The sequence below is a fragment of the Rhizobium sp. SG741 genome (assembly GCF_012275435.1).
In the GTDB taxonomy this organism is placed as follows: Bacteria; Pseudomonadota; Alphaproteobacteria; order Rhizobiales; family Rhizobiaceae; genus Rhizobium; species Rhizobium lusitanum.
In genome coordinates, this window is sequence record NZ_JAAZQP010000007.1 from 132858 (window position 1) to 146476 (window position 13619).

The 13619-nt window shown below is 60.3% G+C and carries 14 protein-coding genes; 9 read left to right on the forward strand and 5 right to left on the reverse strand.

Going from position 1 to position 13619, the window contains the following annotated elements:
* Window positions 1-55: 55 nt before the first annotated feature.
* Window positions 56-1213 (reverse strand): DnaJ domain-containing protein, encoded by a 1158-nt coding sequence (locus FHT29_RS19055; protein ID WP_037198588.1) that lies wholly within the window; start codon window positions 1211-1213, stop codon window positions 56-58.
* Between the two features lie 295 nt (window positions 1214-1508).
* On the reverse strand, window positions 1509-1913 hold the full coding sequence (locus tag FHT29_RS19060) for an RT0821/Lpp0805 family surface protein (RefSeq protein ID WP_245297432.1): 405 nt from the start codon (window positions 1911-1913) through the stop codon (window positions 1509-1511).
* Window positions 1914-2031: 118 nt separating this feature from the next.
* On the opposite strand from FHT29_RS19060, the gene pdxH reads away from it, so the two are divergent.
* The gene (pdxH, locus tag FHT29_RS19065) at window positions 2032-2652 is read left to right on the forward strand and encodes a pyridoxamine 5'-phosphate oxidase (protein ID WP_168600023.1); all 621 of its coding nucleotides are present in this window, start codon (window positions 2032-2034) and stop codon (window positions 2650-2652) included.
* A gap of 45 nt (window positions 2653-2697) precedes the next feature.
* Here the strand turns inward: pdxH and FHT29_RS19070 are convergent, their stop codons facing one another.
* Window positions 2698-3753: a polysaccharide deacetylase family protein gene (locus FHT29_RS19070; RefSeq protein ID WP_037198593.1), complete on the reverse strand. Its 1056-nt coding sequence runs from the start codon at window positions 3751-3753 to the stop codon at window positions 2698-2700.
* A 227-nt stretch (window positions 3754-3980) separates the two neighbouring features.
* On the opposite strand from FHT29_RS19070, the gene FHT29_RS19075 reads away from it, so the two are divergent.
* Window positions 3981-5270, forward strand: coding sequence for a D-alanyl-D-alanine carboxypeptidase (locus tag FHT29_RS19075; RefSeq protein ID WP_037198594.1), 1290 nt, complete (start codon window positions 3981-3983; stop codon window positions 5268-5270).
* 109 nt (window positions 5271-5379) lie between these two features.
* Complete coding sequence (locus FHT29_RS19080) at window positions 5380-5688, forward strand: pyrophosphatase (RefSeq protein WP_168600024.1); 309 nt, start codon at window positions 5380-5382, stop codon at window positions 5686-5688.
* A gap of 115 nt (window positions 5689-5803) precedes the next feature.
* On the opposite strand, the gene tldD is transcribed toward FHT29_RS19080, so the two are convergent.
* Together tldD and FHT29_RS19090 are read right to left on the reverse strand one after the other, a co-directional pair.
* The gene (gene tldD, locus FHT29_RS19085; protein ID WP_037198596.1) at window positions 5804-7219 is read right to left on the reverse strand and encodes a metalloprotease TldD; all 1416 of its coding nucleotides are present in this window, start codon (window positions 7217-7219) and stop codon (window positions 5804-5806) included.
* Window positions 7220-7282: 63 nt separating this feature from the next.
* On the reverse strand, window positions 7283-7903 hold the full coding sequence (locus FHT29_RS19090) for an invasion associated locus B family protein (RefSeq protein ID WP_037198632.1): 621 nt from the start codon (window positions 7901-7903) through the stop codon (window positions 7283-7285).
* Between the two features lie 340 nt (window positions 7904-8243).
* Here FHT29_RS19090 and coxB point away from each other — a divergent pair, with 340 nt between their 5' ends.
* The 6 genes from coxB (at window position 8244) to FHT29_RS19120 (ending at window position 13563) form a co-directional block, all read left to right on the forward strand.
* Window positions 8244-9134 (forward strand): cytochrome c oxidase subunit II, encoded by an 891-nt coding sequence (gene coxB / locus FHT29_RS19095; protein ID WP_037198600.1) that lies wholly within the window; start codon window positions 8244-8246, stop codon window positions 9132-9134.
* A gap of 15 nt (window positions 9135-9149) precedes the next feature.
* The gene (gene ctaD, locus FHT29_RS19100) at window positions 9150-10844 is read left to right on the forward strand and encodes a cytochrome c oxidase subunit I (RefSeq protein WP_037198602.1); all 1695 of its coding nucleotides are present in this window, start codon (window positions 9150-9152) and stop codon (window positions 10842-10844) included.
* Between the two features lie 59 nt (window positions 10845-10903).
* Window positions 10904-11863, forward strand: a complete 960-nt coding sequence (locus tag FHT29_RS19105; protein ID WP_092572932.1) for a heme o synthase — start codon at window positions 10904-10906, stop codon at window positions 11861-11863.
* The gene (locus tag FHT29_RS19110; protein ID WP_037198606.1) at window positions 11860-12000 is read left to right on the forward strand and encodes a hypothetical protein; all 141 of its coding nucleotides are present in this window, start codon (window positions 11860-11862) and stop codon (window positions 11998-12000) included. Before FHT29_RS19105 ends, FHT29_RS19110 begins: the two co-directional genes overlap by 4 nt.
* A gap of 9 nt (window positions 12001-12009) precedes the next feature.
* Window positions 12010-12621, forward strand: a complete 612-nt coding sequence (locus FHT29_RS19115) for a cytochrome c oxidase assembly protein (RefSeq protein WP_047638921.1) — start codon at window positions 12010-12012, stop codon at window positions 12619-12621.
* A gap of 63 nt (window positions 12622-12684) precedes the next feature.
* Window positions 12685-13563, forward strand: a complete 879-nt coding sequence (locus tag FHT29_RS19120) for a cytochrome c oxidase subunit 3 (RefSeq protein WP_168600025.1) — start codon at window positions 12685-12687, stop codon at window positions 13561-13563.
* Window positions 13564-13619 lie beyond the last annotated feature (56 nt).

Consider the following 13619-nt stretch of genomic DNA (forward strand, 5'->3'; position numbering starts at 1 on the left):
TCAGGATCATCAACTGTTAGGGATCGTAACAAAGGGTGCTGTTTTCACCAAAATTTCACAGGAAAAGACCTTCCCGCATGCTGCGCATCAAATCGGTAATCTTATCATCCGGTTTTTCCCACAGCATCAGTCGCAATTCCACGACGAGATCGCCATTTCCGCCATTTCCGTCCGGTAATCCCTCGCCGTGGACTCGGATAATCTGATCCGAACCGGACCAGGCAGGCACCGTGAGCTTGACCGGCCCGCTCAACCCTTCGACTGTCGTCTCGCAACCGAGCACTGCATTTTCGATGGTAACCGGCAGCGTCGTGCGGACGTCATGGCCGTTGAGTGTGAAACGCGCGTCAGTGGAGAGATGGACGGTGACCGCCACATCGCCACGCAGCATCCCCTGAAGCTTCAATCCCTGTCCCTTCAGATGAAGCACCTGGCCGTTACCGATATCCGTCGTCGCCTGAAAGCGCGCCTCGCGACCATCGGATAGCGGAACGGTGATCCATCGCCCCTTCAGCATGTCGTCGAGCGTTACTGTCGCTTCGGCCGCGACCTCCGGGGTCTTTTCGGGCGCCTTGTCCGGCACGCTGCCCGTGAAGCGACGCACGATGGAACCGAGAATGCGGAAGGGGGAGCGCGCTCCGACAGAGGCGGTCCCCGTTGCCAGCTGCTCCTCTTCCGCCCGCTGTTCTTCCATCGCGGCCGCGTTCGGCTCGCGCTGCTTCTCTGCCTGTTGCGCGCTCATCTCGGATGCAGCCTGGTCCTGCTGCGCGCGGCCGGCTTTCACGCCGAAGATCCGCTCGACCATATCTTCCGGCGCCTCGCCTGTGCCGGCCTGTTGTCCCGAAGCGGCGGCTGCCGCTGCCTTGCGGGCGTTTGCGCGGGCAAGCTCCTCCATCACCCTTTCGGCATTGGCGCGGGCAACCCTGGCACGTTCCGCGGCTTCACGGGCAGCCTGTCGCTGTTGAATGATGGTCTGCTCCGCGGTCTGGCCCTTCGCTTCGGCCATACGGGCGACTTGATCGTAGCGGCTGCGCTTTTGCGGATCCTTCAACGTTTCATAGGCGCGGCCGATTTCGGCGAAACGCTCCGTTGCCGTCGGATCACCCATATTGTGATCGGGATGGGCGGTCTTTGCGAGATTTCGCCAGGCTGCCTTGATTTCGCCCGCCTCGGCATCTCTTTTTACGCCCAGTATCTTGTAAGGATCGCGCATTCCTGTAGCCACCGTCTTATGGGTGTGCCTGGCCCCACGGCGGCACCCCGAAACAAAAACACAACGATCGCACCTCGTTTTCTCGCGTCCCCGAAGGGGGCAAGGTCGATGCGCGTACGAGCTGATCCTGCGGGAATAGTTGCTAATCAGGCGTTACGCCGGACAGTGGGTGGCGCCCTGCATCTTCGGGGATGGTTAGCCAATTACTAACGATCGCTGCCAGATATGGGATTGGATGCGGAGCGCATTGTTCCGCCAGGTCTCTTCGCGAGCCGGAAAAAGGGAGGGGCTGCGGTCAGCCGGCCTGTTGAAAGCTCAGCAACTGCCATTCGCCCTGACCGATGAGGCAGGTCCGGCCGGAGAAATTGGCGATGCCGTCATAGGAATGGCGGGTGGTGCGAAACTGGCGGCAGACAAGACCCGCGGCATTGCTCTCGACGATCGTGCCGATGACGCCGGCGCTGCCGGTGGAGGCATTCGCCCAGGGAATGGGTTGTCCGTTAAGCTTGTGAAGATCCGCAGAGGTCACGGCGTTGCGCACGGTGGCTTCGTCGGAGATGCTGTCGGTGGTCACCGGAGCAGTCGGGACCGTGCCCGTCGATACGCTGCGGTCGACCTTGGCCGAGCTCAGATAGTCCATGCCGCCGCCGACGCAGCCGCCAAGGGTGAAAAAGGAGACAAGGGCGACAGCCGTCGTCACGCCTTTTGCAAGCTTGCGCTTTGTATGAACGGTCGACTTTGCTATGACTTCCACCCGGATATCTTGGCCTGCCTGAGAGGCTGGCGATTTTTAGGAATTGCGGAGCATTTGAACTAATATGTCGGAAAACGAGTTAACAAGCGGTGACTTCACCGAACAGAACGAGCCTTTCACTCTTTTCGCGGCCTGGCTGCACGAAGCAGAGACCACAGAGCCAAATGATCCGAATGCGGTTGCCCTGGCGACGGTGGATGGGGATGGATTGCCAAATGTCCGCATGGTCCTTTTAAAGGGTTTCGATAGCGACGGATTCGTATTCTATACGAATTTCGAAAGCCAGAAAGGTCAAGAAATTCTTTCCCAAAAGAAAGCAGCCATGTGTTTCCACTGGAAATCGCTGCGCCGGCAGGTGCGCCTGCGCGGATTGGTTGAAGTGGTGAGCGACAAGGAGGCAGATGAGTATTACAAGACGAGGGCGCGCGGCAGCCGCATCGGCGCCTGGGCTTCGAAGCAGTCTCGCCCTCTGGAGAGTCGGTTTGCGCTGGAAAAGGCCGTTGCGGAATATACGGCCCGTTATGTCATAGGCGACATTCCACGCCCGCCCTATTGGTCCGGCTTCCGTATTCGGCCGCTGTCGATCGAATTCTGGCACGATCGCCAATTCCGCCTGCACGATCGAATCGAATTTCGCCGTGACGTGCCGGAAGGCGCGTGGCAAAAGGTGCGGATGTATCCGTGAGGCCTACGCCGTTGTCCGGCGGGCCTACGCCGTTGTCCGGCGGGCCTACGCCGTTTCCCGGCGACCCATCAGCCGCAGGGGGATGCCGGAGGCGAGCGCCGCGGCATAGCGCGCCTTCTGGTAATGACCGTTCAGGGATAATCTCGGCAAAAGCGTGAGGGCATTGGCGTTTGCTGTAATTGTTCCGGGGCGTGTCGTGACGCCGACCGAGAAGCCGAGCTCCGCGGCAAGCCTGCCTTCGCGCGGCGAGACCGCCTGGGCCGTGCCATAGGGATAGGCGATCGCCATCGGCCGCCGTCCCGTAATATCGGCCACATAATCGGCCGAGAGCGCCATTTCGACAGCAGCCTCCGCTTCGGGCAGCCTGGCCAGTGCCCGGTGGCTCACCGTATGCGCGCCGAGCGAAGCCAATGGATGATGGGCGAGATGCCTCAACTCCGTCCGGTCCATGATCGACGCGCTCACGATGTCGAGCGGCTCCAGTCCCTTCTTTCGCGCAATGTGATCGATCCGGGCGATGGCCTCGCTTTCGTCGCTGTCATGAACGAAGGCAGCGAAGCGCGCAAAGGCGGCGTATCGCTGGCTCTCCTTGCCGAGCGGCAGAAATTCCTCACCGGCGCCGAAATCGAAGGTCAGCCGATCCAGCCGGCCAAGCAGCTCAGCCAGCGTTTCCCACCAAAGGCTATGAGTCCGCTCTGAAAGCCCCTGGGCAACGAAAACGGTGAACGGCGTGTGGTGGCGGGCGAAGATCGGCAGGGCATGATCGAGATTGTCGCGATTGCCGTCGTCGAGCGTGAAGGCGACGAAGGGCGGTTTGCCATGAGCGTTCGCCACGCGCTCCGGCAGCGCATCAAGGGCAATGAAATCATAGCCATCCTGCTTCAACCGGACGATCGTGCGGTCGAGAAAATCGGGCGAAACCTCGAGATGTGCATTGGGGGCGAAGCGGCGGGGGAGGGCGGGGCGAACGTGATGCAGGGTGAATATGACGCCCATGCCGGCAACGTCTCGCATTAGGCCTGCGCCTTTAAGAATTGCGGCGGCTTCCAGCCCGCCGGAGATCATCGTGCGCTTGAGGCGGACCTTGATGCCTGGTTCCATGCGGCTTGACCCGGTTGACGAATGTCAAGGCTGTAGCGCATCCTCCGTTAAGTCTTGCTGAATCTTTGCCATATTTCCAATGCGTTAACAGTTATTTTACCAGGAAAGACAAAATTGAGGAATTATCGAGGCTATTGCCTCAATATCGCACCGATATCAGGTTTTTTGTCGCAAAATCATACAGGGATTGATGCGGTGTGTTGGCATTCATTCGGTTGGGGACAATTATGAAAAGACTTTTGATGGCCCTGTCGGCGGCCGTCTTGCTGTTGAGCGCTCCTGCGGCGAGCTTCGCCGGCAGTGCCTATTTCATCATGGATGCGAAGACCGGCAAGGTCCTTGCATCGAGCAATGCCGATGATCTCAACCATCCTGCATCGCTGACCAAGATGATGACGCTGTACCTGACCTTCGAGGCGATCCATCGCGGCAAGCTGAGCTGGAACACCAGGATCCCCGTATCGAGCGCCGCCGCGTCCAAGCCCCCGACCAAACTCGGCTTGAAGCCCGGCGGCACGGTCACCGTCCGCGAAGCCGTCGACGGCATGATCATCAAGTCAGCCAATGACGCCGCCGCTGCGATGGGCGAAGCTCTTGGCGGCAGCGAAAGCGGCGTTGCCCGGCTGATGACGCAGAAGGCACGCGAACTCGGCATGCGCCGCACCGTTTTCATGAATGCTTCTGGCCTTCCGAACATGCAGCAGGTGACGACCGCCCGCGATATGTCGACGCTTGCCGTCGCCCTCATCAACAACTACCCCCAGGAATACCGGCTCTTCTCGCAGGCAAGCTTCAACTATCGTGGCCGATACGTTCGCGGCCATAATAACCTCATGTATCGTTACGAGGGCATGGACGGCATCAAGACCGGCTACACCAACGCCTCCGGCTTCAACATCGTCAGCGCCGTGCGTGACGGCAACCGTCGTGTGATCGGCGTCGTCATGGGCGGCGCGACAGCGCGTAGCCGAGATGCCCTGATGGCGTCGCTGCTCGATCGCAACGTGCCGAAGGCGAGCCCGGTTTCGACATCGCGGCTCGTTGCCAGCATCGGCAACATCAGGACGAAGCAGGTCGAAGTGGCATCGGCGTCCGACAACGTCGCCGTGGATATCGACGCGCAGACCACCGCCACGACGCGTAAGCGTCTGGAGGTCGCTCCGGTCGCTCCGCTGGCATATGCCGCCACGTCGAACGTCACCGTGCCGATGGATCGTCCCGTCGCGATGGACGAAATCATGAGTGCCGGCAAGCCCGCTGCGACCGGCGGCTGGCAGGTGCAGATCGCCGCCACCCCAAGCGCACAGGCCGCCAAGGATATTCTGTCCGAGGCGAAGTCTAGGACTGGCAATGCCCTCGCCAACGCCTCGCCCTATACGGAGGCATTCGGCAAGGGCGGCAACACGGTCTATCGCGCCCGCTTCGTCGGCTTCTCCACCCGTGACGATGCAAGCTCGGCCTGCGCTGCGCTGAAGCGCAAGGATTTCGATTGCATGCTGCTTCCGAACAAGGGCTGAGCATAGCGATAGTTCGAAAAGTCGAGCCGGCAGGGCAAAAAAATCCGCCGGCTCGACTTTTTTGATGGAATCGTTCATTGATGGCTGGAACATAAAGGGAACGATATCGATGCTATCCGAACTGATCCAGCAATTCGAAACAGCCTCCGCGACCTATGCCGCCGACAATGGCCTTGAGCGCGACGACGACTGGTTCGTCCTGAAACTTCAGGAGGAGATGGGCGAACTCACGCAGATCTGGAATAAGACGACAGGCCGCGGGCGACGCAGGGGCATGAGCGACGAGCAGCTGGCGATGGCGCTCGCGGATGAAACGGCCGATCTGCTCGGCCATGTCCTGCTTTTCGCGCATCGAAATGGCCTCGATCTCGCTGCCGCAGTCGAGCGCAAGTGGTGCTTTCGCCCTCGTGGAGATTGAGGGTGAGGGGCGGTCTAGAGCAATTCCAGGAAAAGTGCGTAGCGGTTTTCCGTCCGGAATTGCGTGAAACAATAGCATAGAGCGGTCAGGCGATTCCGTGAAACGCGTTACCGCTCTAGGCCTTCGTGCCGCCCACCGTCACCTGATCCATCCTCAGATGTGGCTGGCCCACGCCGACGGGAACCCATTGGCCGCCCTTGCCGCAATTGCCGATGCCGGTATCTAGCTTCATGTCGTTGCCGATCATCGAGACGCGCTTCATGGCGTCGGGGCCGTTGCCGATCAGCATGGCGCCCTTGATCGGCGCGCCGACCTTGCCGTTCTCGATCAGATAGGCCTCGGTGCAGCCGAAGACGAACTTGCCTGATGTGATATCCACCTGGCCGCCGCCGAAGGAAACGGCGTAGACGCCCTTCTTCACCGAGGCGATGATCTCTTCGGGCGTCTTGTCTCCGCCGAGCATATAGGTGTTGGTCATGCGCGGCATCGGCGTGTGGGCATAGCCCTGCCGACGACCGTTGCCCGTCGCCTTCATGCCCATCAGGCGGGCGTTCTGCCGATCCTGCATGTAGCCGACCAGCTTGCCGTTCTCGATCAGCACGTTATAGGCCGAGGGCGTGCCTTCGTCGTCTACCGTGATCGAGCCACGGCGGCTTTCGATCGTACCGTCGTCGACGACGGTGACACCCGGTGCGGCGACCATCTGACCCAGCAGTCCGGCAAAGGCCGATGTTTTCTTGCGGTTGAAATCGCCTTCCAGCCCGTGACCGACGGCTTCATGCAGCATGACACCCGGCCAGCCGGATCCGAGCACGACATCCATCGTGCCGGCAGGCGCATCGATCGCCTCCAGATTGACGAGTGCCTGGCGCAGTGCCTCGTCGGCGCCGTGGCGCCAGTTGTCCTGCGTGATGAAATCACCGAAACCGATACGGCCGCCCGTGCCGAAGGAACCGGACTCCTGCCGGTCGCCGTCACCCACGACGACGGAGATATTGATGCGCGTCATCGGCCTGATATCGCGCACGCGATGGCCGTCGGCGCGCAGAATGTCGACCACCTGCCAGCTTGCGGCGATGGATGCCGTCACCTGGCGCACCTTGCCGTCCTTGTCGCGCAGATAGCTGTCGATCTGCTGAAGCAGCTTCGCCTTATCCTCGAATGTCGGCGCGCCGATCGGATTCTCGTCGCTGTAGAGCACCTTGTTGGTGCGCTGCGGCGCGGCCGCATAGGAGCCGGCGTAACCCGCCGTGACGGCGCGCACGGCATCGGCGGCCCGCTTCAGCGCAGCTTCGGAGAGATCGCCCGCATGGGCGTATCCGACCGCCTCGCCGGCAACGGCGCGCAGGCCGAAGCCCTGTTCTGTGTTGAAGCTGCCGCCCTTCATCCGTCCATTGTCGAATGTCAGCGATTCCGCCTGGACATGCTCGACGAAGAGCTCGCCGTCATCGGCGCCTGAAAGCGCCTCGGCGACGATGCCGCGCAGCTTGGTTTCATCGGCATCGAAAAGAGTAAGGAGATCGGTATTCATGGGTCAGGTGCTCCGTTCAGAGCCGATGTAGGCTTCGCATGGCGCAAGAGCAAGCCCATCCCCTCAGGGAAGGGCGTCGTAGCCTTCTGCAAAGCCCTTCAGATCGACCGGAATGCCGATGCCTTCCTCCGGCGACTGGAAGACGATGAAGGTCGCGGTGGCGCCGCTGCGCAGCGTCTTCAGCAATTCGTCTTCAAGCACGACTTCCGCATAGCAGCCGTCGGCAAAGCAGCGCACGAAATAGGCGCGACCGATATCCTTGCCGTCGATATTGAGGCCGAGGCCGTTCGGCAAAAGTACGCCGAGCGGCGCGAGCACGCGCAGGATCTTTGACTTGCGATCAGCGGTCTTCAGGACCACGACGGAAAGGCCGATCTCCGGGCGATCCTCTGCGATCACGTTCTGCATCAGGGCGCACTGCTCGGCAGAAGCACCCGCTGGCTTGTCGCAGACGACGGACCAGGCCCCGTGGCTCGAGCGCACCGTGCCCGGAGGTTGTGGAACCTGGCTGGTCGGAACTTGCTGCGTATGGGGCTGCGGCTGGCCCTGTTGCTGGGGCTGCAGCTGTTGGGTCTGCTGCGCCGGCTGAGTCTGTTGTGCCTGCTGCGCCCATGCAGGCACAGCGATCGATGCCGCAATGCTGCCGGTAACAAGCCAAAGCCGGGCAAGGGAACGAAAACCCATGGAAACCTCTAGATTCGAATCAGTGCCGATATTGTTGAAGCCCAGGCTGGCAAATGAAAAGCCCCGCGTGCTGGATTCCAATCGACTACGGCGGAAATACGACGTGTACTCCATTTTGTCCGTGTGACGCCATGGACCGCGATGCAATTTTTCGTATGATGATGAAATGCTTGCCATGTCCGGCTGGCAAAAGGGGACGGCATATTCGCGCAAAAATGCCGCACTAACAAATGGCGGGAGTTGTTGCGGAGTACCCCAAACTGTGGTTTGAAGCGCAATAGACTGTAGGGATACTGCGTTTGAGGTTGATCTGGGATCAAACGCTGGAGGGAGAGACATCGTGATTAAGAGAGCTTACGCGGCTCTGACGGCTCTGATCTGTCTGCTTTTCGCGACAGGCAGTTATGCCGATCAGCCGAGACCTTGGGAAACCGGTATGCAGGAGGCGGCGACCGGCAATATGCATCAAATCCGCTGGTTTGAGGCGTACACGCTTTGGTTTATCATCCCGATCACGCTGCTTGTTCTCGTCCTTCTGGTCGTCGTTATCGTGAAATTCCGGGCTTCCAAAAACCCGGTGCCCTCCAGGACGAGTCACAACACGCTGGTCGAGGTCGCCTGGACCATAGGTCCTGTCCTCGTCCTTCTGTTCCTGGCCATTCCTTCCTTCAACCTTCTCACTGACCAGCTGACTTTCCCGGAGCAGACGGACGTGACCGTCAAGGCGACGGCGACGCAGTGGCAGTGGAACTATGAATACGAGAACAGCGGCACCACGCCGCTCGCCTTCGATTCGTTCATGTTGAAGGAGCCGGATCGGGCGGCCGCCGGCAAGGAAGACAAGTCGAAATATCCTCGGCTCCTTGCCGTCGATAACGAGATGGTGGTGCCGATCGGCAAGAACGTCCGTGTTCTCGTCACTGCCGCGCCGACCGATGTCATCCATTCCTTCGCCATGCCTGCCTTCGGCATCAGGATCGACGCTATTCCTGGCCGTCTGAACGAGACCTGGTTCAAAGCTGACCGCGAAGGCCTGTTTTACGGCCAGTGTTCCGAGCTCTGCGGCAAGGATCACTCTTTCATGCCGATCGCCATCCGTGTCGTCTCCGACGATCAGTACAAGCAGTGGATGGCTTCCGCTGCAACTGATCTGAGCAAGGCGAACAAGGCTCTGATGGCCGCCGTCGACCAACCGGCAACCGTCAAGGTCGCTGAAAACACGGCGAAATAAGGAGGGGTAGGGACAATGGCTGGATCCACGGCACACGACGATCATTCGCACGATCTTCAGGACGCCCATGCGCATGACGATCATCACGCTCACACGCCAAGCTTTGCCGAGCGCTGGCTGTATTCGACGAATCACAAGGACATCGGCACGCTCTATCTGATCTTCGCGATTTTCGCGGGTGTGATCGGCTTCCTGCTGTCCGTTGCCATCCGCATGGAATTGCAGGAGCCCGGCATTCAGATCTTCAGCGGTCTGGCGTCCATGGTCTATGGCTATTCGGGCGATGCCGCCATCGACGGCGGCAAGCAGATGTACAACGTCTTCGTGACAGCCCACGCGCTGATCATGATCTTCTTCATGGTCATGCCGGCGATGATCGGCGGCTTTGCCAACTGGATGGTGCCGATCATGATCGGCGCGCCTGACATGGCGTTTCCGCGCCTGAACAACATCTCCTTCTGGCTCATCGTTCCGGCCTTCCTGCTGCTCATTCTTTCGATGTTCGTCGAGGGTCCCGCGGGTGCTTACGGCGCGGGCGCCGGCTGGACGATGTATGTACCGTTGTCGGGTACCGTCGGCCATCCGGGCCCAGCGATCGATCTGGTGATCTTCGCGCTGCATCTTGCCGGCGCCTCGTCGATCCTCGGCGCGATCAACTTCATCACGACGATCCTCAACATGCGCGCCCCGGGCATGACGCTGCACAAGATGCCGCTGTTTGCCTGGTCGGTGCTGGTCACTGCCTTCCTGCTGCTCCTGTCGCTGCCCGTTCTTGCCGGCGCCATCACCATGCTGCTGACCGACCGCAACTTCGGCACGACGTTCTTTGCGCCGGAAGGCGGCGGCGACCCGCTGCTTTATCAGCACCTCTTCTGGTTCTTCGGCCATCCGGAAGTCTACATCCTGATCCTGCCCGGCTTCGGCATGATCAGCCACATCATCTCCACCTTCTCGCGCAAGCCGATCTTCGGTTATCTCGGCATGGCGTATGCCATGGTTGCGATCGGCGCGGTCGGCTTCGTCGTCTGGGCTCACCACATGTACGTGACCGGCCTGTCGCTCGACACGCAGCGCTATTTCGTGTTCGCGACGATGGTCATCGCGGTGCCGACCGGCGTGAAGGTCTTTTCGTGGATCGCGACGATGTGGGGCGGCTCCATCGAGTTCCGCACGCCGATGATCTGGGCGCTCGGCTTCATCTTCCTGTTCACGCTCGGCGGCGTCACCGGCGTTCAGCTCGCCAATGCCGGCCTCGACCGCGAATTGCACGCGACCTACTTTGTTGTGGCACACTTCCACTACGTGCTGTCGCTCGGCGCGGTCTTTGCGATCTTCGCCGCCTGGTACTACTGGTTCCCGAAGATGACCGGCTACATGTACAACGAGCGGATCGGCAACTGGCACTTCTGGATCACCTTTGTCGGTGTGAACATGGTGTTCTTCCCGCAGCACTTCCTCGGCCGCGCGGGCATGCCGCGCCGCTACATCGACTATCCGGATGCTTATGCGGGGTGGAACTTCGTGTCCTCCATCGGCTCCTATGTCGCAGCGGTAGGCGTTTGCTTCTTCTTCTGGGGCGTTATAGATGCATTCGTGAAGAAGCGCGTTGCAGGCAACAATCCCTGGGGTGAGGGTGCAACCACGCTCGAGTGGCAGCTATCGTCGCCGCCGCCGCACCACCAGTGGGAAGAGTTGCCGCGCATCAAGTAAGCCTGTTTCCGGACGCCGTGATGAGCGGCGTCCGGCTCAACTGACAATTGGAAGAGAGAATGACGGTCATCGACAATCACGAAGCGCTCGCAAAGAAAGGCGAAACCGGCTTGTCGGAAGCGAGTGCACGCGATTATTTCGAGCTTCTGAAGCCGCGGGTCATGTCGCTGGTCGTCTTCACCGCCTTTACCGGCCTGGTGCTGGCTCCCGGTCATATCAATCCGATTCTCGGTTTCATCGCCATTCTTTGCATAGCCGTGGGTGCCGGCGCATCCGGCGCCTTGAACATGTGGTATGATGCCGATATCGACGCGGTGATGAGCCGCACCGCGCGCCGGCCGATACCCTCGGGCCGCATCAGGGCCTCCGAAGCGCTGGCGTTCGGCCTCGTGCTGTCAGGTTTTTCGGTGGTGATCCTCGGTCTTGCCGTCAACTGGCTCTCCGCCGGAATACTCGCTTTCACGATTTTCTTCTACGCCGTCATCTACACGATGTGGCTGAAGCGTTCGACACCGCAGAATATCGTCATCGGCGGCGCCGCCGGCGCCTTCCCGCCTGTTATCGGCTGGGCCTGCGTCACCGGTAGTGTGTCGATCGAGAGCATCGTGCTCTTCCTCATCATCTTTCTCTGGACGCCGGCGCATTTCTGGGCGCTGGCCCTGTTCAAGATGGGCGACTACGAGGCCGTCGGTGTCCCGATGCTGCCGAACGTCGCTGGTATCCCCACGACCAAGAAGCAGATCGTCGTCTATGCCGTGCTGACCGCTATCGTGGGTGTGGTACCGGCTTTCATGGGCTTTGCGAGCCTGGGTTACGGCGTCGTCGCCGCGGTGCTGGGCGCGATCTTCGTGCACTGTTCCATCGCCGTCTGGCGCATGGCCGATGGCGACAAGAAGATGGTTCCGGCAAAGAAGCTCTTCGGCTTTTCCATCATCTATCTCTTTGCGATCTTTTCCGCGCTGCTGATCGACCGGCTCATTGCCGTGTTGATGTCGAGCGGCGGCGGAGGCTGGCTATGATCGACCTCGTCAAATTGACCGAAGCACAGAAGAAATCGCGGCGAGGGCGCAATATCGCGCTCGGCCTGGTACTGGCCGGCCTGGTGATCCTGTTCTACACGATCACCATCATCAAGGTCGGCACCGGACACGGTTGAGGAGGGATGATGGAGGAGGAGGTCACGAAGAGCGCAAGAACCGGCACCCGTAACAACGGGCTGGTCGTTGCCATGTGCCTGAGCTTCGTCATCGGCATGAGCGCCATGTGTGCCGCCGCCGTGCCGCTTTATCGCATGTTTTGCCAGGTTACGGGCTACAACGGCACCACGCAGCGTACGGAACAGGTATCCAGCGTCATTCTCGACAAGTCGATCCAGGTTTCCTTCGACGCCAATGTCGCGCCCGGCCTGCCCTGGGATTTCAAGCCGGCGCAAAAATCGGTGAATCCGAAGATCGGCGAGACGATCGAGGTCAAGTTCCTGGTGGAAAACAAGTCCGACAAGGTGGAACGCGGCCAGGCGATCTTCAATGTCACGCCGCTCGAAGCCGGTGTCTATTTCAACAAGGTCCAATGCTTCTGCTTCAATGAAACAGATCTCGCGCCCGGGGAAAAGCGCGAGATGCCGGTGGTCTTCTACGTCGATCCTGAAATCACCAAGGCTGCGGAAACCAAGACGATCAACGCGCTGACACTGTCCTACACATTCTACCCGCGGGAGGGCGCAAAGCCCTTGGCGTCGAATGACGGCGCAGTGCAGCCGGCGGAAAAAAAACTTTGATGGAGAGTGCTTTTCGGGTTCACCGGAAGCAATATGGGAAAAAGTTATTCGGGGATTGCTGACATGGCCGAAGCGCATCAGAAGAAACACGATTATCATATTATCGATCCCAGCCCATGGCCGTTCATCGCGGCCATCGGGGCCTTCGTGATCACCTTCGGCGGCGTCGGCTTCATGCGCTACCTCAATGGCGGCGCGCTGCATCTGTTCGGGATCAACTTTGCGCAGCCCTGGCTGTTTTTCATTGGCCTGGCTGTCATTCTCTACGTCATGTACGGCTGGTGGTCGGACACGATCAAGGAGGCGCATGAAGGCGCGCATACACGCGTCGTCTCGCTGCACCTGCGCTACGGCATGATCATGTTCATCGCCTCCGAGGTGATGTTCTTCGTCGCCTGGTTCTGGGCCTATTTCGACGTCAGCCTGTTCCCGAACGAGGCGATCCAGGCTTCGCGTACGGCTTTCCTCGGCGGCCAGTTCCCACCGAAGGGTGTCGAGGTGCTCGATCCCTGGCACCTGCCGATCTACAACACCATCATCCTGCTGCTGTCGGGCACGACGGTCACCTGGGCGCACCATGCGCTGCTGCATGGCGACCGCAAGAGCATGATCCAGGGGCTGACGCTGACAGTCCTTCTCGGCGCGCTGTTCTCCTGCGTGCAGGCCTACGAATATGCGCACGCACCCTTCGAGTTCAAGAACTCGATCTATGGCGCGACCTTCTTCATGGCGACCGGCTTCCACGGCTTTCACGTGTTGATCGGCACGATCTTCCTGCTGGTGTGCCTCGGCCGCGCCATCAGGGGCGATTTCACCGCGAAGCAGCATTTCGGCTTCGAGGCGGCCGCCTGGTACTGGCACTTCGTCGACGTCGTCTGGCTGTTCCTGTTCTTCTGCATCTACATCTGGGGCAGCTGGGGTGCGCCGGTCGCGGCCGGCTGATCGCCAATATCCCCTTGCAATGAAATGGAAGGCGGGCACCAGGTGCCCGCCTTTCT